19 protein-coding genes are annotated in these 18,747 nt (G+C 38.5%); 7 read left to right on the top strand and 12 right to left on the bottom strand.

The features are described 5' to 3' along the window. Positions 1 to 2: 2 nt before the first annotated feature. From M2408_RS10290 to M2408_RS10280, 3 genes are read right to left on the bottom strand one after another with little or no spacing between them, the layout of a single operon-like run. The gene (locus tag M2408_RS10290; RefSeq protein ID WP_259181467.1) at positions 3 to 908 is read right to left on the bottom strand and encodes an aldo/keto reductase; all 906 of its coding nucleotides are present in this window, start codon (positions 906 to 908) and stop codon (positions 3 to 5) included. Further along, positions 895 to 1,629 (bottom strand): FKBP-type peptidyl-prolyl cis-trans isomerase, encoded by a 735-nt coding sequence (locus M2408_RS10285; protein WP_259181465.1) that lies wholly within the window; start codon positions 1,627 to 1,629, stop codon positions 895 to 897. Before M2408_RS10285 ends, M2408_RS10290 begins: the two co-directional genes overlap by 14 nt. A 7-nt stretch (positions 1,630 to 1,636) precedes the next feature. Beyond that, positions 1,637 to 2,623, bottom strand: a complete 987-nt coding sequence (locus M2408_RS10280) for a glycosyltransferase family protein (RefSeq protein WP_259181462.1) — start codon at positions 2,621 to 2,623, stop codon at positions 1,637 to 1,639. A gap of 174 nt (positions 2,624 to 2,797) precedes the next feature. Between M2408_RS10280 and M2408_RS10275 the strand changes: the two genes are divergently transcribed. Further along, positions 2,798 to 3,751 (top strand): zinc dependent phospholipase C family protein, encoded by a 954-nt coding sequence (locus tag M2408_RS10275; protein ID WP_259181461.1) that lies wholly within the window; start codon positions 2,798 to 2,800, stop codon positions 3,749 to 3,751. A 228-nt stretch (positions 3,752 to 3,979) separates the two neighbouring features. Beyond that, positions 3,980 to 5,866, top strand: a complete 1,887-nt coding sequence (locus tag M2408_RS10270; RefSeq protein WP_259181457.1) for a TonB-dependent siderophore receptor — start codon at positions 3,980 to 3,982, stop codon at positions 5,864 to 5,866. A 171-nt stretch (positions 5,867 to 6,037) separates the two neighbouring features. Here M2408_RS10270 and M2408_RS10265 read toward each other — a convergent pair whose 3' ends face one another. The 3 genes from M2408_RS10265 to M2408_RS10255 all read right to left on the bottom strand — a co-directional run bounded on the left by M2408_RS10265 (position 6,038) and on the right by M2408_RS10255 (position 8,212). Further along, a complete protein-coding gene (locus M2408_RS10265) occupies positions 6,038 to 6,751 on the bottom strand; it encodes a ThuA domain-containing protein (RefSeq protein WP_259181455.1) in 714 nt (237 codons plus the stop codon). A gap of 136 nt (positions 6,752 to 6,887) precedes the next feature. Further along, the gene (aroB, locus tag M2408_RS10260; protein ID WP_259181453.1) at positions 6,888 to 7,955 is read right to left on the bottom strand and encodes a 3-dehydroquinate synthase; all 1,068 of its coding nucleotides are present in this window, start codon (positions 7,953 to 7,955) and stop codon (positions 6,888 to 6,890) included. Between the two features lie 50 nt (positions 7,956 to 8,005). After that, the gene (locus tag M2408_RS10255; protein ID WP_259181451.1) at positions 8,006 to 8,212 is read right to left on the bottom strand and encodes an RNA-binding S4 domain-containing protein; all 207 of its coding nucleotides are present in this window, start codon (positions 8,210 to 8,212) and stop codon (positions 8,006 to 8,008) included. Positions 8,213 to 8,307: 95 nt separating this feature from the next. Here M2408_RS10255 and M2408_RS10250 point away from each other — a divergent pair, with 95 nt between their 5' ends. From M2408_RS10250 to xpt, 3 genes are all read left to right on the top strand, one after another. Further along, positions 8,308 to 9,504: a proline dehydrogenase family protein gene (locus tag M2408_RS10250; RefSeq protein WP_259181450.1), complete on the top strand. Its 1,197-nt coding sequence runs from the start codon at positions 8,308 to 8,310 to the stop codon at positions 9,502 to 9,504. 296 nt (positions 9,505 to 9,800) lie between these two features. After that, entirely contained in the window at positions 9,801 to 11,579 is a 1,779-nt protein-coding gene (locus M2408_RS10245; protein ID WP_259181449.1) for a long-chain fatty acid--CoA ligase, read from the top strand. Positions 11,580 to 11,633: 54 nt separating this feature from the next. Further along, on the top strand, positions 11,634 to 12,209 hold the full coding sequence (xpt, locus tag M2408_RS10240) for a xanthine phosphoribosyltransferase (protein ID WP_259181447.1): 576 nt from the start codon (positions 11,634 to 11,636) through the stop codon (positions 12,207 to 12,209). 74 nt (positions 12,210 to 12,283) lie between these two features. On the opposite strand, the gene M2408_RS10235 is transcribed toward xpt, so the two are convergent. Beyond that, positions 12,284 to 12,769 (bottom strand): hypothetical protein, encoded by a 486-nt coding sequence (locus M2408_RS10235; RefSeq protein ID WP_259181446.1) that lies wholly within the window; start codon positions 12,767 to 12,769, stop codon positions 12,284 to 12,286. Between the two features lie 180 nt (positions 12,770 to 12,949). Here M2408_RS10235 and mnmE point away from each other — a divergent pair, with 180 nt between their 5' ends. Together mnmE and M2408_RS10225 are read left to right on the top strand one after the other, a co-directional pair. After that, the gene (gene mnmE, locus M2408_RS10230; RefSeq protein WP_259181444.1) at positions 12,950 to 14,329 is read left to right on the top strand and encodes a tRNA uridine-5-carboxymethylaminomethyl(34) synthesis GTPase MnmE; all 1,380 of its coding nucleotides are present in this window, start codon (positions 12,950 to 12,952) and stop codon (positions 14,327 to 14,329) included. Positions 14,330 to 14,683: 354 nt separating this feature from the next. After that, positions 14,684 to 15,238, top strand: coding sequence for a hypothetical protein (locus M2408_RS10225; protein ID WP_259181443.1), 555 nt, complete (start codon positions 14,684 to 14,686; stop codon positions 15,236 to 15,238). Between the two features lie 18 nt (positions 15,239 to 15,256). Here M2408_RS10225 and M2408_RS10220 read toward each other — a convergent pair whose 3' ends face one another. The 5 genes from M2408_RS10220 to M2408_RS10200 all read right to left on the bottom strand — a co-directional run bounded on the left by M2408_RS10220 (position 15,257) and on the right by M2408_RS10200 (position 18,643). Next, on the bottom strand, positions 15,257 to 16,054 hold the full coding sequence (locus tag M2408_RS10220; protein WP_259181442.1) for a DKNYY domain-containing protein: 798 nt from the start codon (positions 16,052 to 16,054) through the stop codon (positions 15,257 to 15,259). Between the two features lie 16 nt (positions 16,055 to 16,070). Continuing rightward, the gene (locus M2408_RS10215; RefSeq protein ID WP_259181440.1) at positions 16,071 to 16,454 is read right to left on the bottom strand and encodes a hypothetical protein; all 384 of its coding nucleotides are present in this window, start codon (positions 16,452 to 16,454) and stop codon (positions 16,071 to 16,073) included. Between the two features lie 148 nt (positions 16,455 to 16,602). After that, the gene (locus M2408_RS10210) at positions 16,603 to 17,808 is read right to left on the bottom strand and encodes a hypothetical protein (RefSeq protein ID WP_259181439.1); all 1,206 of its coding nucleotides are present in this window, start codon (positions 17,806 to 17,808) and stop codon (positions 16,603 to 16,605) included. A gap of 5 nt (positions 17,809 to 17,813) precedes the next feature. After that, positions 17,814 to 18,155, bottom strand: coding sequence for a hypothetical protein (locus tag M2408_RS10205; protein WP_259181438.1), 342 nt, complete (start codon positions 18,153 to 18,155; stop codon positions 17,814 to 17,816). Next, positions 18,140 to 18,643 carry a hypothetical protein gene (locus M2408_RS10200; protein ID WP_259181436.1) on the bottom strand — a complete coding sequence of 168 codons (504 nt, stop codon included), beginning with the start codon at positions 18,641 to 18,643 and terminating at the stop codon, positions 18,140 to 18,142. Before M2408_RS10200 ends, M2408_RS10205 begins: the two co-directional genes overlap by 16 nt. Between the last annotated feature and the right edge of the window lie 104 nt (positions 18,644 to 18,747).

Below are 18,747 nucleotides of genomic sequence, written 5' to 3'. Positions count from 1 at the left end.
ACTTACCGGTGTTCGGTGTAATATAAAGACCGGACACCGTCCAGTAATTTCTTCTTGTCTAATTTATCCAATTGCTTAATCCGTTGTGTTGTCGATAGCAATTCATCCAACTGCAATTTAGTACTCACGCCTACCACAGCTGTTGCTACTGCGGGATTGGAAAGCACATAGGATAGCGCTTCAGTCGCCCTATCTTCTCCTGATTTTTTTGCCCTATTATCCAGATTGCGAAGTATATGCGCGACCTCTCCAGAACTATATTGAAGATAAGGTTCCACAGGCTTATTCACCAAGAGTCCTTTTGCTAAAGCTCCCCGCGCCAGCATATTGGCACCATTGCTAGCCAATAATGCATCGATCTCCTCTTCTGGTCTCCTATCCAAAACACTATATTGCATCATCACTGACGCAATAGAAGATTTTGATAGAAATGCCTTAATGACATTTGGACGAATAGACGACAGCCCGTAAGCACGGATCTTTCCTTGTTTCTTCAGCAATTCAAAAGCTTCAATGATTTCGTCAATCGGATCATCAATTGTACCACCATGCAATTGATAAAGATCAATATAATCTGTTTTCAATCGTGATAACGATCCTTCAATAGTTCTGATGATATAATCTTTCGATGCTTTCCAGTCCCAGCCCGAACCGTCGGCCCGCCAGAGATTACCGACCTTACTGGCCAAAACAATTTGCTTGCGAAAAGGCTGTACACTTTCACCAACAACGGTCTCATTTTGACCTTTGTCATAGAGATCAGCGGTATCAAAGAATGTGATTCCCTTATCGAAAGCCTTTTGGATAATATCTTTGGATTGTTTGGGTTGATTGCTTTTCAATGACATACAACCCAAACCAATTTCCGAAACCATTAGACCACTTTCGCCTAATCTACGTTGTTCCATCCGTATTAAAATCGAGCAATTCTACTTCAAACACCAGCGTGCTATTTGCAGGAATATCATTGCCTTTTGCCTGCCCGCCATAGGCCAGTCTGCTTGGTATAAAAAACTTATATTTAGCTCCCTTAGACATTAATGGAATACCGATCTGCCATCCTTTGATCACTTGTCCCAACGATAGTTTTAATGGTTCATTGCGATCATAGGAACTATCAAATTGTTTACCGTTTAATAAGGTTCCTTTATAATGCACAGTAACTTCATCATTCACAGTAGGCTTCGCTCCTTCTGTCTGGGTCAAAACAAGGTATTGAATACCCTCAGCCGTCGTTTTCATTCCTGCTATTTTCGCATTTTCAGCGAAAAATTTATCTTCTTGGGCACGACTTACGGCTTCTTTTTCAGCGCGTATATCCATAATGGCTTTTTGGATGACTTCTCTTGTTTGTCCATCTTCCAATAAGGTTTTCTGATTTTTCAGGATGGCAGCAATCGCTTTTGCGATAACATCAGCTTTTAAATATTCTACTTCAGTAGATTTTAATGACTTTCCGATATCCATACCGAATGCATAGGATACAGAATCCGCTTTGTTTACCAACAGATTTGCTGAGTTTGTTTTTGTTGTCACTGTTTTTTTCTTGACCGAACTGGTCTTTTTTTTCTGCTGAGCAAATCCAGTTACGGTCGTCAGAGACAATAGGGCTAATGCGATGTACTTCATGTTTTATTTAACGGTGCTTTTGCACAATTTCTTCAATAATTTCCTGTGTTATATTAGGGTAATCAACTTCAACCCTCGATTTACTGTTGAGCCAAGCCTCAATAGCCAGCATATTTTTCTGTTTTAAACTCGAAATAACTGGTACCCCCATTTCTTCCAATGACGCAGCATTTAAATGCTGTTCATACTGATTTTTCATAGGGACAACCAATAGTTTCTTTTTCAAATATAACGCTTCTGCGGGGGTTTCAAAACCTGCGCCGCATAAAACTCCAGAGGAAGAAGCCATACTTTCAATAAAAGCTTGATTATTGATCGGCTTTATGGTCACATTCTTCATCTCAAAGGGTCGGGAATTGTGCTTACTGAATACATCCCATTTCACGTCCGAAAACTTCATTAAGTGTTTCAACAGATGCGCATCATCATAAGCGGGCAAATAAACGGTGTAATGCCCTTGGTCAGTAACAATCAGATCACGGACAGCATTACGGATAACTGGAGGAAAAATATTCTTGGCGTATCTTTTAAAATGGAAGCCATATGAATGTGTTGCAGGTGCATAATTTTTCATAATAAACTTACCCAACATATCACTTTCTTCCGGTTTAGGGCTCGCAGGATCCAAAGCCCCGATCTGATGACTTAGTCCAATGCATTCCAGATCCTTGGAGTGACAGGCCCATGCTGAAATAGGTTCAAAATCATTGATAACCAAATCGTATCCTTCGATTGGCAGACTTTTGATCTCGTTGGTAAATTTACGAATGGTTGAACTCATAAAAGTTTTCCATAAGTCTACGCCTCCCGATTTTCCGAAAATAAAGCTTAAACCATGAAAACGATACTTTACTTCAAAAGGTAAGGAGAGATCTGCCTGGATTCCACTGACCAAAACATCCACTTCTCCCAAAGCTTTCAAACAGGGAACAATGTCCATGGCACGACTCAGATGTCCATTGCCAGTCCCTTGTACGGCGTACAATATCTTCATAACGACTGTATTTGTGTTGGCAAATTAATGAATTTTAACGACTATCAATATTATTTTATTGTTTAGTTATATTAAGAAAAGATAAATTAATACAATGAATCTATAGAGTTAACACGGTTTTTCTTCTATTTTACGTATATTTAGTATTAACAATTATTTAATAACCAATTTACTATGACAAAGTCTCCTATCCTTTGGATACTTTCCATTGTTGCACTGTTTACATTTAACTCATGGGGATTTTTTGCGCATAAAAAAATCAACCATTACGCGGTCTTTGCACTCCCCGCAAAGTTGGCCAAATTTTACAAGACCAATATTGACCTTATTACAGAGAAAGCTATAGATCCGGATAAGCGTTGTTTTATTGACAGTACTGAGGGGCCACGGCACTTTATTGATATTGAAGATTACCGTGAAGATAGGCAGATCGACTCAATACCTATACATTGGTCTCAAGCAAAGGATAAATTCCAGGAACGACAACTACTTAAAAACGGAATTATCCCCTGGCAAATTAACTTTACCTATCTAAAGCTTGTTAAAGCCTTTCAATCCAAGGATTATGATAAAATCGTCAAACATTCAGCAGATTTAGGTCATTATATCGCAGATGCCCATGTCCCCTTGCATACGACCAAAAATTATAATGGCCAATTAACTGGTCAGATCGGCATTCATGCTTTTTGGGAAAGCCGTCTACCCGAAATGTTCGCCGGCAAGTATAACCTACTTGTTGGAAAAGCCAATTATATTGTGGATCCCTTAAATGAAGCCTGGAATATTGTTCGTGAAAGCAATCAACTCGTCGATTCTGTACTCCGTATTGAATCGCTTCTCAATAAACAGTTTAAAGCCTCTCAAAAAAACTCATTTATCGAACGGAACAATCAATTGTTATGGACCTATTCTGACAATTATGCTAAAGCCTATCATCATGCATTGAACGGGATGGTAGAACGGAGAATGCGTAAAACAGTTCTTCGGGTAGCCTCCTACTGGTACTCGGCCTGGCTTGAGTCTGGTCAACCCGATCTTTCTAGCACCACCAAAATAAAAATTGACAATAAACAGGATAGCATCACTACAAACGGTAAAAAGCCTATCGGCCGTGAGGAATGGATGTAAGCAGACCGCAGATAACCGACCGGACTACACACAATATTAGTACCGGACTATTTACTTTCTTAATCAACTGAACTAGTTTTGCGGCATAAAACCTATGAACTGCCCTATCGTGATTTTGCAAAAACGTAAAATACTATAACGGCGCAAATCAACAACAGGTAACAAGGATATATCGAATCTCTTTGCTGACTACCAGTTTATGATTAAATAGGATAATTAAAAGAAATAATGTTGAATAAAAAAATAGCGTTAACAAAGCTCGCCATTGTCTTGACTGTAGGTGCCTCCTATGCACAAATAAGAGATACGACAGCATTGAATGAAGTCATTATTAATCAGAACAGACTCCAGATCCCCTTCTCAAAGCAAAGCAAAAATATACAGATACTGACACAGGAAGACATCCAACGACTCCCCAATCGTTCGATAAATGAACTGCTAACTAATATCCCCGGTGTTGATGTACGTCAAAGAGGGCCATTTGGTTCACAGGCTGATGTAAGTATAGATGGTGGCTCATTTGAACAAACTGCTATCCTATTAAATGGTGTTAAAATTACAGATCCACAGACTGCGCACCACAATATGAACCTACCCGTACCTGTGGAATCTATTGAGCGTATCGAAATTATCAGAGGACCAGCCTCCCGTATCTTCGGCATCAATGCGCTAACAGGTGCCATCAATATCGTTACAAAAAAAATCGAATCCAATCAGATCAGTGCACAAGTATATGGTGGATCGTCATTTAAAGACAATGAACAGGCGAGCTCTGGTAAATATTACGGCAAGGGAGCCCAATTAGGTGCGCAGTTCAAAAGCGGACGCACGAGTCACGGCTTATATTTTGGACATGAAGATTCCAACGGTCAGCGTTATAATACAGCCTCCAATAACAACAAATTGTATTACGACGGAACTTATCAACCCAATGAGTCCCATCAAATAAAAGCAAACTTTGGCTATATAGACAATCAGTTTGGGGCCAATGGATATTATGCTGCCCCAACGGACAAAGAGGCCTATGAACAAGTTAAAACAGCATTCGCATCCCTACAGTCGAAACATCAATTGAGCAAGGACTTTTCTATCAGCCCCCGACTCAGCAACCGATATAATGAAGATGAATATTGGTATCTGGGAAGGCAAACCAGCAAAGGCAGGTCAAAACATTATAGCAATGTTTTTGGGGCCGAAGTAAATGCCGCATTAGAACAGCATTACGGAACTTTTGGTTTGGGACTAGAGAGCCGATTCGAGCGAATCAATAGTACTGCTATCGGCTCGCATAACCGCGAAAACTACGGCGGTTACTTGGAATTCAAAACTGAAGCGATTGCCAAACTAATGGTCAATGCGGGAGCCTACGTAAATTATAACTCAAATTTTGGCTGGCAGGTATTCCCGGGCCTCGACTTAGGCTATAATATAACCGAACGCTGGAAATTTGTCCTGAGTGCAGGATCTGCCCAACGTATTCCGTCATTTACAGACCTCTATACCAATCAAACTGCCAATATTGGAAATCCAGAGCTAACATCAGAGAATGCGTATCAGATTGAGGGTGGTATCAAATACCTGTCCAACCGTATGGTTGCTCAGGCGAGCTATTTTCACCGAAATATAAATGATTTCATAGACTGGCAAAAAAACGAGGGCGCTGTTGCTGAGGGAACTGTCATTCCATGGAAACCCTCCAATATTGGAAAAAATACTGTTGATGGAGTCAATGGATCTTTTCGTTATCAGCTCAATGATCCAATGGCCACCACACGATATTACACGACAATAAGTTACAACTATCTAAATCCAACGATCAAAGTTGAAGATGGCGTCCGCTCCAAGTATGCCATTGAAAATTTAAGACATCAGGTTATTCTCAATTTTACGGTGAATCATAAAAACTGGATGCTGACAACAGCTAATCGTTTCAACGAACGTATCAGTTACAAAAATTATTTTATTGCAGATGTAAGAGCCTCATATCAGCTTATCGACCTCAATATTTTTGCCGATATTCAGAACATTTTTGACAAGAGCTATATTGAAGCGGCGGCTGTACCGATGCCAGGAAGGTGGTTTAGCCTAGGTGCAAAATATAAATTCAGTTACTAAAAACTTAAAATCATTGCAAAGAGATACTTATGCCTAAAAATACATACTGTCTCTTATAGCTAAAATACCCCATAAATGATTATCACTTATGGGGTATTAGACGTTTATTGAATCTTTAGCATTAAAGCACGCAGACTTTTGGATGATTATTCTAACTTCGGGCTAATGACATTATTTTTTCGGAAGTACCGATAAAATCCCGCCGATCAAGTGTTTTTGGAATGCAGGTTCATCATAAGATTCTTCTGTATGCCCCAGTCCTGTATAAAAAACCTTTCCTCCATCATAATTTTGGCTCCAGGAAATCGGATGATGATCGCCCATTTTCCCGCCATTATAACTCTTCTCATCCAAATTCATCAATACATGTAGACCTTCTTTAACGTCTTTAAAATTGTACCATTCATCCTTATGCCACCATACGGGATCAAGATGTTTGGTGGCGATATGTTTTCTATTAACAACATGTATTTTAGCATTCTGTACAGCAGGATGTGACGTAAAATAGGCCCCAACCAAACCGTTGTACCAGGGCCAGTCAAATTCGGTATCCGTTGCGGCATGGATCCCCGCAAAACCTTTGCCCGATTGAATATAACGGACAAACGCCTCTTGCTGTGTCCCGTCCAAAATGTTACCTGTTGTACTTAAAAAAATGACCGCGTCGTATTTTTTTAATCCCTGATCTGTAAAAAGAGCCGCATCTTCGGAATGATCAGAGGCAATCTTTTCCTTGTCCAACAATTGTTTCAGCACTTGAGCACCTTTTTCGATACTACTGTGTCTAAACCCTTGCGTTTTACTAAAAATCAGCACTCTTTTTTGTGCAATGGCGGTCATGGTCACCGCAAAAAAGAAAAACAGAAAAATGAAGAATTTATTCATGGTATAGTTGGTTATTATTAGACTTTTGTTTAGGTTTTTTATAAATCAAGATCGCAGCTTCCTGCAGTACGTTTAAAAATGAGATCATAATAGAAAAAGCCATGTACTCTCCCCGTACACAGCTTTTTCCAAAATTCTAACCCGCGGTTAGCTCACGGTAGAAATCAAGACTTTCAATAATATCGTCCTCAGAAACGAAAATATCATACTGACAGCTACCAATTTTATCAAGAAGCGCAAAGCCGATCTGATTAGATAGATTTTTCTTATCATTCCGCATTAAATCCAACAAAGTTGTATCTATAGCCGAACTGAACGTATAGTCGTCAAAGTATCGTCTGAAAGTAGCGATTAGATCGTTTAATTCATCCAACGAAAGTCCATTCAATTTATGAGAAAGATACCCTTCACAAATCATTCCAACAGCAATAGCTTCCCCATGTAATAAAGAGTTGCGGTCATTCAGCAACGAATATCCTTCAATGGCATGACCAATTGTATGTCCGAAATTCAGGATCTTACGAAGGCCTTTTTCTTTAGGGTCTTCTAGCACGACTTGATTCTTTATGGAAACAGAATGTTTAACCAACGCATTATCTACCTGCGTTATATCCAGTATTTTAATACGTTCATAATACGCATGGTCAAAGATCAGCCCATGTTTAATGACTTCAGCAAATCCGGATATCAATTGCCTTCTATCCAATGTTTTTAAGAATTGACTCGAAATAAACACGGCTTGTGGTTGCGCAAACGTTCCGATTATATTTTTCACACTTCCCATATCTATTCCGGTCTTTCCGCCTACAGAAGCATCTACTTGCGAAAGTAAGGTTGTCGGAATCTGAATGAAGTCCATCCCCCTCTTAAACGTGGACGCCGCAAAACCACCCATATCAGTGACGACACCACCACCGAGATTGATCAGCAACGAATGCCGGTCAGCTCCAAAATCAAGCATATTCTGCCACACTCCGATGCAGAAATCTATATTTTTATTCTCTTCCCCCGGATCCACCTCTATGACGTCATAGTTGGATAAATTAGGTAAAGCTTGTTGAAACAATGGTAAACAATTGTCTAAGGTATTGGTGTCTACCAAAACTATAATTTTTGAATAATTTCGTTCCGTTAAAAACGTCTCCAAAGAGGCCAACGTATCATCAAAATATACTTGATAGCCCAAACTTTCTATGACTTCCATTCTACGATTCTTTAAGGTTTAAGTTTTCTATTTACCAATATTGTTTAATATTACACCAATTTTACTTCCATTCCATCAAATTCAACAACATCCCCAGGCTTTAATTTCAGTCTTTTCCGATAATCAACCTGACCATTATACTTTACATGCCCTTCAGAGACAACTCCCTGAGCCATAGCACCATGCTCTACCCAATTTAAAGCTTTAAGTAACTGAATAAGCTGTATATATTCCCCTTCGATTTTAAATTCTTGCATTTCACAAAAATAGTGGTTTAACCGAGGAATACAAGAATAATCATCGTTTTAATGCTTACTAAATTACTACATTTGCCTTATTGCAAATAAAGATTATGATTGAGAATTCTGAGCCCAGAACATTGTCCTTTGATAATACAGAGATCGCTTTTAAAAGTAAAAGCGATAAGGATTTAGAAAGAGCGTATTGGTTATTCAAAATAATAGCGAATAACTTTTTAACGAAAGTAGGTCCATCAATGACCAACTTTGCGCTGAACATTGGATTGCCGATCCAGGGAATAATCCGTAGTACAATCTTCAAACATTTTTGTGGAGGAGAAACCATTGCGGGCTGCGAAGCCGCCATCAATGATTTGGGTGAAAATGGTGTTGGAACCATACTAGACTATTCGGTTGAAGGCGAAGATACTGAAAGTGCTTTTGATGCCTGTTGTGAAGAAGTATTACGTACGGTATCAGCTGCCAGCAAAAACAAGTATATTCCTTTTTCAGTTTTTAAACCAACAGGATTAGGTCGTTTTGAATTGTTCGAGAAGGTTAATGCGAAAGAAACATTAACAGAATCCGAACAAGCAGAATACCAACGCATGTTGGATCGCACAGACCGGATCTGTAAAGCTTGTCATGAAGCGGGTGTAAAGGTATTGGTTGACGCTGAACATTCTTGGATCCAGGATGCTATTGATGACATTGCGCGTGAGATGATGGAAAAATACAATATGGAAAAACCTATTGTTTATAATACCTACCAACTTTACCGTAGTGACAAATTAGCTTCTTTAAAAGCTGATTTTGAATATGCCAAGGTCAGAGGCTTTCACATGGGAGCAAAAATTGTACGTGGTGCCTATATGGAGATCGAACGTGCACGTGCTACACAAATGGGCTATGCTGATCCAATTCAACCGAATAAAGCTGCTTCTGATACAGATTACAACGAAGCTATTGAGTTTATATTAGACCACTTGGACAATTTCGGACTGATGGCTGGTACACACAATGAAGACAGCAGTATGTTATTGGCCGAGGAAATAGACAAACGTGGTATCGACAGATCGACAGATCGGATCTATTTTGCTCAACTATTGGGAATGTCAGACAATTTGAGTTTTAATTTGGCTGCCCACGGTTATAACGTTGCTAAATATATGCCTTATGGACCAGTTAAGGCTGTGATGCCTTACCTATTCAGAAGAGCACAAGAAAACACCTCCGTTGCCGGAGCTACTGGTCGGGAACTCGGGTTGTTGATCAAGGAAAAACAAAGAAGAAAAGCTAGTCGTCGATAACGACCAGCTTTTCTTCTTCAGCTTGCATCCCCCTGTTAGATTTCTACATACCCCGCCTTCTCTCAAAATATAAGCAGCGATTACATCGTAACTGCCCTCTCCCGCTCTACTTTCCTCATCTATTATAAATAGAGATAATGTTTCATAAAAACATCACCTTCTCGACATTGGAATAAGCTAATTACAAATTGATTCCAAATTATTGAAACAATTATTTATGTTTGCAAACTTTTCCCTTAAAATAAAGTTCATAGGGAAATGATGTTCCCGCGGAACAAAAAGTATATATATTTGAAATGGAAGAAAAACTTAGATTATTTGATCTTGCCCGTCACCAAATCAGCAAATATCCCGATCTTAACATGTTTGCTCACAAACTGGATGGCAAGTGGAACTATATCAAAACGGCTGATTTTCTTGAAAAAGTGGACAATCTGTCCAAAGGACTGATTGAACTCGGTGTCAAGCCCAACGAAAAGGTTGGTCTTATCGCAGGCAGTAGTATGGAATGGCACATGATAGATTTTGCGATTCAGCAAATTGGCGCAGTGGTGGTAGCCATCTATCCCAATATTACCGACGCCGATTACCAATATATTTTTAATGACGCTGAAATCAGAGTCTGCATCGTTAGTAATAAGAGTCTATATGACCGCCTGATGAACCTAACGGAGTCCATTTATACATTAAAATATATCTTCTGCATTTCGGATCAGGAATCTACAAGAAGCTGGAATGAACTCAATGATTTAGGAGTGAACTGTCCAGAAGATAAACTGATTAAGTTACGTGATCAGATCAAACCCGAAGATCTAGCTACATTAATTTATACCTCTGGTACAACGGGTAAGCCGAAAGGTGTTATGCTTTCCCATAATAATATTTTTTCCAATGTACTTGGAGCGGCAGAAATCACACCCTGCAAGGCATATGATCGAGGACTAACTTTTCTTCCTCCCTGTCATGCCTATGAGCGAATGGTACTCTATACCTACATGTATCTGGGCTTTACCATACATATTGCAGAGTCTTTTGATAAAATTGGCGATAACCTAAAAGAGGTAAAACCACATATCATGACTGTCGTTCCCCGCATCCTCGAGAAGGTTTATGAGAAAATCATGAAAACGGGTCATGAGCTTACCGGATTCAAAAGAAAAGTATTTGATTGGGCCGTTAATATCGCTGAAGAATATGATCCCAATCCTATCAAGAGAAGTTTCGCCTATAATATGAAGCTTAAACTTGCCAAACAGCTTGTACTCAATAAATGGTACGAAGCCTTGGGTGGTGAGCTGTTAACTGTTGCTTCTGGTTCGGCCTCACTGCATAACAGACTGACTCGAGCTTTTTTGGCTGCTGGAATTCCGTTATATGAAGGATATGGTATGACTGAGGCATCACCTTTGATCTCGGTTAACCATTACATTAAAGGAATACGTATCGGTACTGTTGGGCTCCCCGTTCGGTTTGTAGAGATCAAACTAGCTGAGGATGGTGAGATCTTGGTCAAAGGGCCTAATGTGATGATGGGCTATTACAAAAATAAAGCCGAGACTGACAAAACGATTATTGATGGCTGGTTGCATACCGGAGACATCGGCAAATGGGAAGATGAGAAATTCCTAAAAATTATAGATCGCAAGAAAGAAATGTTCAAAATTTCAGGCGGCAAGTACGTTATCCCGCAACCTATAGAGACCAAACTTGTGGAATCAAAATTTATAGAACAAGCCATGGTGATTGGTGACGGGATGAAATTTGCTTCCGCATTTATTGTACCCAATTATTCCCACCTATTGGATTGGGCTAAAAATGATGCTCCAGAACTCGCAGATATGACTAAAGAAGACTTCCTAACTAATCCTGCAATTATCAAAAAGGTAAATCAGGAAGTACGTCACGCCAATCAGCACTTTGGCAACTGGGAGCAAATCAAAAAGCCTATTATTTTAAGGGATGAATTCACTATTGAAAATGGGGAACTGACACCGACCTTGAAAATGAAGCGTAAAGTTATTCTCGAACATCATCAGGAAGAATTTAATAATCTATATCAAATGGAGATCGATTAATCAAAATCACTCCTATTTTAATGTATCTTTGCACTTATTTATAAAAAGTATCACATGAAATTATTAAAGGATAGAATCCTTAATGACGGCAAAAGCCTCGCTGGAGGCATACTCAAAGTAGATAACTTTATCAATCATCAGATGGATCCCGTATTGATGAAATCTATTGCAGTAGAATTTGTACGTCGTTTTGCAGATCTACCCATCAACAAGATCATAACAATTGAAGCGAGTGGCATTGCACCAGCGATCATGTTGGGCTACCTATTAGAACTGCCTGTTGTTTTTGTCAAAAAGGCAAAACCTAAGACTATGGGCGACATGTATATTAGTGAAGTACATTCTTTTACCAAAAATCGAACCTATGATATCTGTGTGAGCAAGGAGTTTCTCTCCACGGATGACAAAGTGCTCTTTATCGATGACTTTCTTGCCAATGGAAATGCAGCGTTTGGTATGCTGGATCTCATCCAACAGTCTGGCGCCGCATTATTGGGTATGGGTTTTATTATCGAAAAATCCTTCCAGGAAGGTGGTAAAAGATTACGGGAATTATCCGATATCCGAATAGAATCTTTAGCACGTATAAAATCTTTGGAAGTAGATAAAGTCAGCTTCGAACAAGATTAACAACACAAACAAAAAGCCTCATTTCAATAAAAAATGAGGCTTTTTAAGTTTAAACAACAAGATAAATTATATTTTTAATCCCAACGATAGTCGTTGTAAAAATCTTCTGGATGTCTGCTGATCGGCACATCCTTCACCACACGTATGTTGGCTGCCCCTAAGTTAACGTTTAACATGAAAGAAGGCACATTAGCCGAAAAACTCCAACGTCCGTTTCTCATATAAACATATCCATTGCGATAAGGATCATAAAATGTTTTATAGTCCCTAAAATAAACGTGATGTCTATTATCATATCGATGTGCTCTCGCCCATGCTGGTGGGCCATGCCTATATTCCTTACGATAGTACTTGGCTACCTTTTTATGATATTTCCGATCTTCCTTATCTCTTTTTTCCCAATATTTCCGTTCTTCACGATCTCTTTTTTCCTCGTATTTCCGATGCTCTTTCTCATGCTTCCATTCGCGGTCATTTCCACGATGCTGAGCTGACGATTCTTTTGGAGTTATTAATGCAAGTCCTCCTATTGCTAGTGCGAAGTATATTATCTTTTTCATAACCAGACAATTTAAATTTATAAATCAAGTACGATACCGCTTACTTTTTTCACCATATTATAAGCGTTTCTATGGGTATGACATTCGTCTCCAAACAAAGGTTTAATTCCTCATCGAAAATTTAATTTGTTGGGATATTTAGGTACTTTCATTCCAGCCAATTTAACGTATCTTTGCAGCATGTCCAATACAGGTTATATTACTGAAGATACAATTGTCGCATTGGCGACATCGGCTGGTGCCAATGGTGCGATTGCTGTGATTCGCGTTTCAGGTCAACAGGCCATTAAAATCACCAACGACATTTTCAAGGGTAAAGATCTGCTCCAACAAGCCTCCCATACCATTCATTTTGGAACCATTCGCGATGGTGAAGAGATTATAGATGAAGTGCTCGTATCCCTTTTTGTAGCTCCAAACTCTTACACAAAAGAAAATTCTGTAGAAATCTCTACACACAATTCCAAATATATTATTGAGCGTATTATTAATTTGCTCATCAAAAAAGGAGCTCGGGCTGCCCGTGCTGGCGAATTTACGCTTCGCGCGTTCCTCAATGGTGGAATGGATCTTTCACAAGCCGAAGCTGTAGCCGATTTAATTGCCTCCAATTCGGCTGCATCCCATCAAATTGCCATGCAGCAGATGCGGGGCGGATTTTCCAATCAACTGAAATCCCTCCGTGAGGACTTGATCCACTTTGCCTCTCTTATTGAACTAGAATTGGATTTTTCAGAGGAAGACGTAGAATTTGCGAATAGAGATCAGCTCAAAAATCTAATCAATAAAATAAAAGTAATTGTACAAAAACTGGTTCAGTCTTTTGAACAAGGAAATGTGTTAAAAAATGGTGTGCCTGTAGTCATTGCTGGAAAACCAAATGTAGGTAAATCAACCTTATTGAACGCGTTCTTAAACGAAGAACGTGCCATTGTCTCGGACATCGCCGGAACTACGCGTGATACCATTGAAGATGAAATTAATATCCATGGTGTAACCTTCAGGTTTATAGATACCGCGGGTATTCGTGAAACTGCGGATATCATCGAAGCGAAGGGAGTTGAGCGTACACGCGAAAAAATGAAACAGGCTAGATTGATTATCTATCTTTTTGATCCAATGCAAGATAAAATAGATGAAGTTCAATCGCAGTTGCTAGAAATTGAAAATCTTCAAATTCCATTTTTGACCATCATCAATAAATCTGATTTGTTATCTGACAAACAAAAAGCTGAATATGAACCCCTTAATCCGCTTTATATTTCAGCAAAAGAGCAGATAGGCGTAGAAGAATTGAAGGATGAACTGATCAACAGAGTACAGCTAGGAAACCTAAATACAGACGATGTCATGGTAACTAACATCCGACATGTAGAAGCTTTGCAAAAGACATCAGATTCTCTGGAGCGCGTATTATTTGGTATTGATAATCCGGTTACTTCGGATTTCTTAGCAATGGATATCCGTCAGGCCTTGTATCATCTTGGAGAAATCACAGGTAGTGTATCTACAGATGATTTACTGGATAATATCTTTTCCAAATTCTGTATCGGCAAATAAATACAAGAACAAGATAAAACAAACCAAACATTTGATTTCTTAAAATATTACAACATCTCGTATTTTTAAGAGTTCTTCAGCGTTTGGTATTTTCCAACCATCCATGATTTTTGCAAGCTTGACAAAAATGGCAATCAGATAGATCACTATTCTTTTCGGCAGGATAGCGATGATGATAAAGAAGTTTTATTTGAGGGTTATCTGATCAATATTTCTAAAAACTATTTTCGGGACTGGCCGCTACGCGGTGATACTATAAGAAAGACGATCGAGATATTCAATGAAGACTTAAAATGGTCAAGAGATCAGCAGCGTCAGAAATTAACTGAAATAGAAAAGGAAGCGACCTATGTTATGTCAACCCCCGTTTATCATTCTGATCGTAATAACGAATACGCTGGCTCTTATTATAAGATAACCTATTTATTAAACGATAAATGGTATACATTTTATGAGAACTTTTCAGATGAGGAATATTTCCCCTACAAGATAAAGCCAAAAGGTAATGTCGTTAATGATCTTTTTGGTCAATGGGGAGAAGATCAACTTGAACCGTCCGATAATGCTCCCCCTCCAAATATCAGATCTGTATATTATCAAAAAGTACAACGTATGCGCGATCGACATGATGCTAAAACTGGAGAATATGACCGTGGGGATGTCTGGCAGGGATATTTATTTTCACAGCTGATTGTAGACAATGATACACTAAAATTTAAAGATAAGTTATATTTGGATGAAGAATGGCATTGGTCAAAAATTGAAATAAACAATAAGAATATTGGAGCGCTTTCTTTTGAAAATACCGAACAATTTAAGGTATACAGTTTCTACTCAAATCCAGCTTTAGGCTTTCAACTCTTCACCAATCAACGCAACAGGTTATACCTGATAAAGAAGATCAAATAGTGATATGAGCTCACTGTATTATTTATCCAATTCGCTAATCGCCTGTTTTACATATTCATCATTGAGATCCTCCCCTGTAATCCGATCTCCCCAGGACAAATAGCCATCTTTATCTTTGGCAAAACAACCGGACACCGTGCTTTTTACTTTAAAGGTCTTATAGTCTACATGATCCAAAATACCTTGGCGATTCTCATAGATATGCCTTTTATCTTTTGCATAACAATCACCAAGTGCTACAAAAGTTGCATGATCAGCTTCTTCAAAAGTAGAAAAGCTTCCGCCATAAGCCATTGCATAATAGCGATAAATATGTTTTTTATCTTTATAAAATGCACTGTTTAGCTTTTGAAAAGTACTAGTATCAATAATCGCATGCAATGGTTCCTCTGTATTAAAGCCCATTCTTGTAAGATAACTATCAACAAAAGTAATACCCTCATTTCCAACAGGGATCATTTCCTTCAATCCGATATCTCCTTTTTTATTAATCCATAGATCCTCTTTCAGAAGTCTCCATTCTAAGCTCCTATTTGTGCTATCAAGAGCTTGTGCAAGCATTTTGTCCCGCTGTCTATCCTTCTCATTAGGGCACCCAATATCCTGTATTCCAGCAAAGGACAATAGCCCACCAAGTTTCTGTAGTTCCTTTTCTTTAATAATATTCGTATCTATCTGATAGATTCCCATGCGGTATCGGTATAGATTATCCTCACCGCAGCTGTTGGAATATGGTATCGGCTTCAAAAATGAAATCAGGCAAAAAATACATGCCAATAGTATCACCACTACAAATATAAATTTCGATAATTTCATATTAGGAAGTCTTTTATCAAGAATAGGGCTTCCGGCGTATCAATATCACGAAAACGATCAATATCAATTGCAATACAATGATCAAAAGAGCTAATATTTGTGTTTGAAAAGCCCGCCCCGAAATCTGCCTTTCATTAGCACGCTTCAGATCTATTTGATTTTTAATAATTTGTTTTTCGCAGGAATCGATATCGCTCCGTTGATCCACCCGCCACTTTTGCTCACTTGCAAACTGATCATTTTTATTGGACGGAATATCCAAAGAGCTCACCAGACCAAGGATGAGCCAACCACAGATTAGAATAGTCATAACGGCCAAAATAATAACAACACTTTTCTTTATCATAACACCATACCTCCCATGATTTCGATCTATACTACCATTGCTTTCATTTTCCATAATCATTAAGATAATAGAATAAATATTTTCGGTTAAACTGTCTATCCAAAAGAAAAATGCTATAGATAGCCCGCATGTTAATTTTTTTAATACGTATAGCTTTCTTCATCACTAAATATGATTGAATATACATTGCTAGCAATTTCCGCTAATTGTTATTGACTATTTTATAAGCGGTTTCCATAGCCCCATTCAACGAACCGTTTTCAAATAGATATTTTTCCTTTTTCATCTTAAATGTATTAGTTTTGACAGGCATCTCTTCCTTTGCAGTATCCGTTATTTCCTCCGTCAATTTTCCTTCTACCACATCATAATAGAGCGATTGCGAAGAACCAGCGCCAACATTATAAGTCTCTACATAAGTCAACACCAGATCATCCCCAAAATATTTATAATGTCCCCAAATATTACCCTGGACACCAGCAAGCCCATAGAAATTAAGATGAAGTTCACCATTTACAACACTAATGTCCTCTGTTCCATATATTTTTGATCCATCCTTATTAAATTCAACTGGCATGAGGAGATTTGAAATTTTGTCCAAACGATAAGATTTGTCCTTATTCTGAAGTAGTACCAAGATTGATCTGATCGCCATTTTATTTGTTTTATCTCTTCGCACCATCACGATATCAGACAGACCATCAGCATTTAAATCTCCTACTGTTTCATATTGAATCTCAAAAACAGTAGGATCGACAATAAAGTCCAAAACCTTTTCCCCTGTTGAGGGGAATGTAAATGCTGGATCTTCGTCTGATTCAACATAGTCGGGGTTAATTAACCGCAGATTCTTAGGTTTCGTAATTTCTACAAACTTTTCTTTCTCCAAGTCAATACGCCATATCCTCCTGACCTGCGTAATGATTTCGGCATCATTATTATAAAACTCAACAAAATAATCTCCTTCTATATCATTTTCTATTGCCAATTGGAAATTCCCAAAGCAGATCGCCGGATAGTTGGCCACCACATCCAGTTCATCCACAATCAAAAACACAGATTTACCCTTCGCATCATGACGTAGAAATCGTTCAATTACAAATTTGCTCTGTCCGTGTTGGCAATGATCAATGACAGCGGAATACTGCGCAAGTGCATACTTATCTTTCGATGCTTTTCTGGACAACATTACTCCAAAGCATTCATGCATCTTTGACAGGTCAATATCGTTAGTTGTTTTACCAATAAAAGAGCGAATTGGAATAGCAGCCGTTTTTATGGTATCTACCTGTATGACATCCCTCTCTATCGCAGGAGTTACCTTTTCTTTGACATGATCTTGTGCTTTATAACGACAAGATTGCAAGAAGGTACCAACTGCTAAGGTCAATATGAAGGATCTTTTCATAACACTTATTTTTTACTGAGGTTTTTAGCTCGATCCTGATTCTTAGCTATCAAATTCCGCCAAAGGAATAAGAGATATAATATAGTAGAAAGCCCGACGATAATCATGGTTGACAGATCAAACAAAACCTGACCAAAGACCTTACTATCACCAAAACATTGCACCGAATCACCCCAAATACTAGTTCCGATTGCGCCTTCGGTGTCGCAACCTACGCAAGCAAAGTATTCAGGTACAATAAGGCCAAGGTAAAACAAAATAACGAGCACATAGATCCCTCCAAGAATAACTTGGGCCACTTTGATCATGTTGATTCCTATGTTATCCTTTATTACTCCTGCTCCCATAACTTTTCAATATCTTCAGGCGTCAATCTCCGTTTAAAAATCAATGTTTTTCTTTCAAATGGAATTGCAATTACACGTTTAAAATATTGACCGCCACTATAAAAGTAGTTGGCCTTTCCCGCTAAAACCTCTACGGTAATAATCTCATCATTTAGGATAACAAGCTTCAATTTGACAGTCTTGCTTTCCGCACTGAATCCATTATTGCGATGTCTAAGTTTCAAACGATAATCTGCTTGTATTCCAAAACTGGCTGCAGGTGTTTGTGTATGCTCTCCAATCTGATAGCAGATCGTATCATTTGATACAATAAGTGTTCTTCTGATGGTTTTCTTTTCAAAGTTTAGCAAATTCTCTCTTCCCTTTCCAAGGGTATCAGGCGAAGTAATATCAGTAAATTCGTATACACCACTCTTTAAAGAAGCTTGGGCAAACGCTGCATTCGTTTCCATTATCACAAAAATCAATATGCAAAATATCCACTTCATACCAGATTAGTTTTCCAGCAATATACAGTTGATTTTTGTAGTGTATAAGGTTATTTTATAATTCGTTAGCAGATATTTATTATTCGCTATGGCCTCATCATTAT

The organism is Sphingobacterium sp. BIGb0165, from assembly GCF_024810095.1.
GTDB classification, from domain to species: domain Bacteria; phylum Bacteroidota; class Bacteroidia; order Sphingobacteriales; family Sphingobacteriaceae; genus Sphingobacterium; species Sphingobacterium detergens.
The sequence above is the reverse complement of the archived record's forward strand: the minus strand, read 5'-3'. Positions and strand labels throughout refer to the sequence as shown.

Coding starts and splice junctions, on each gene's coding strand:
- xpt (WP_259181447.1), top strand. CDS start 11,634: ATGAAATTATTAAAGGATAGAATCCTTAATGACGGCAAAAGCCTCGCT.
- mnmE (WP_259181444.1), top strand. CDS start 12,950: ATGTCCAATACAGGTTATATTACTGAAGATACAATTGTCGCATTGGCG.
- M2408_RS10275 (WP_259181461.1), top strand. CDS start 2,798: ATGACAAAGTCTCCTATCCTTTGGATACTTTCCATTGTTGCACTGTTT.
- M2408_RS10250 (WP_259181450.1), top strand. CDS start 8,308: ATGATTGAGAATTCTGAGCCCAGAACATTGTCCTTTGATAATACAGAG.
- M2408_RS10200 (WP_259181436.1), bottom strand. CDS start 18,643: ATGAAGTGGATATTTTGCATATTGATTTTTGTGATAATGGAAACGAAT.
- M2408_RS10205 (WP_259181438.1), bottom strand. CDS start 18,155: ATGGGAGCAGGAGTAATAAAGGATAACATAGGAATCAACATGATCAAA.
- M2408_RS10265 (WP_259181455.1), bottom strand. CDS start 6,751: ATGAATAAATTCTTCATTTTTCTGTTTTTCTTTTTTGCGGTGACCATG.
- M2408_RS10270 (WP_259181457.1), top strand. CDS start 3,980: ATGTTGAATAAAAAAATAGCGTTAACAAAGCTCGCCATTGTCTTGACT.
- M2408_RS10220 (WP_259181442.1), bottom strand. CDS start 16,054: ATGAAATTATCGAAATTTATATTTGTAGTGGTGATACTATTGGCATGT.
- M2408_RS10280 (WP_259181462.1), bottom strand. CDS start 2,623: ATGAAGATATTGTACGCCGTACAAGGGACTGGCAATGGACATCTGAGT.
- M2408_RS10225 (WP_259181443.1), top strand. CDS start 14,684: ATGTCAACCCCCGTTTATCATTCTGATCGTAATAACGAATACGCTGGC.
- M2408_RS10210 (WP_259181439.1), bottom strand. CDS start 17,808: ATGAAAAGATCCTTCATATTGACCTTAGCAGTTGGTACCTTCTTGCAA.
- M2408_RS10290 (WP_259181467.1), bottom strand. CDS start 908: ATGGAACAACGTAGATTAGGCGAAAGTGGTCTAATGGTTTCGGAAATT.
- M2408_RS10245 (WP_259181449.1), top strand. CDS start 9,801: ATGGAAGAAAAACTTAGATTATTTGATCTTGCCCGTCACCAAATCAGC.
- aroB (WP_259181453.1), bottom strand. CDS start 7,955: ATGGAAGTCATAGAAAGTTTGGGCTATCAAGTATATTTTGATGATACG.
- M2408_RS10255 (WP_259181451.1), bottom strand. CDS start 8,212: ATGCAAGAATTTAAAATCGAAGGGGAATATATACAGCTTATTCAGTTA.
- M2408_RS10235 (WP_259181446.1), bottom strand. CDS start 12,769: ATGAAAAAGATAATATACTTCGCACTAGCAATAGGAGGACTTGCATTA.
- M2408_RS10285 (WP_259181465.1), bottom strand. CDS start 1,629: ATGAAGTACATCGCATTAGCCCTATTGTCTCTGACGACCGTAACTGGA.
- M2408_RS10215 (WP_259181440.1), bottom strand. CDS start 16,454: ATGGAAAATGAAAGCAATGGTAGTATAGATCGAAATCATGGGAGGTAT.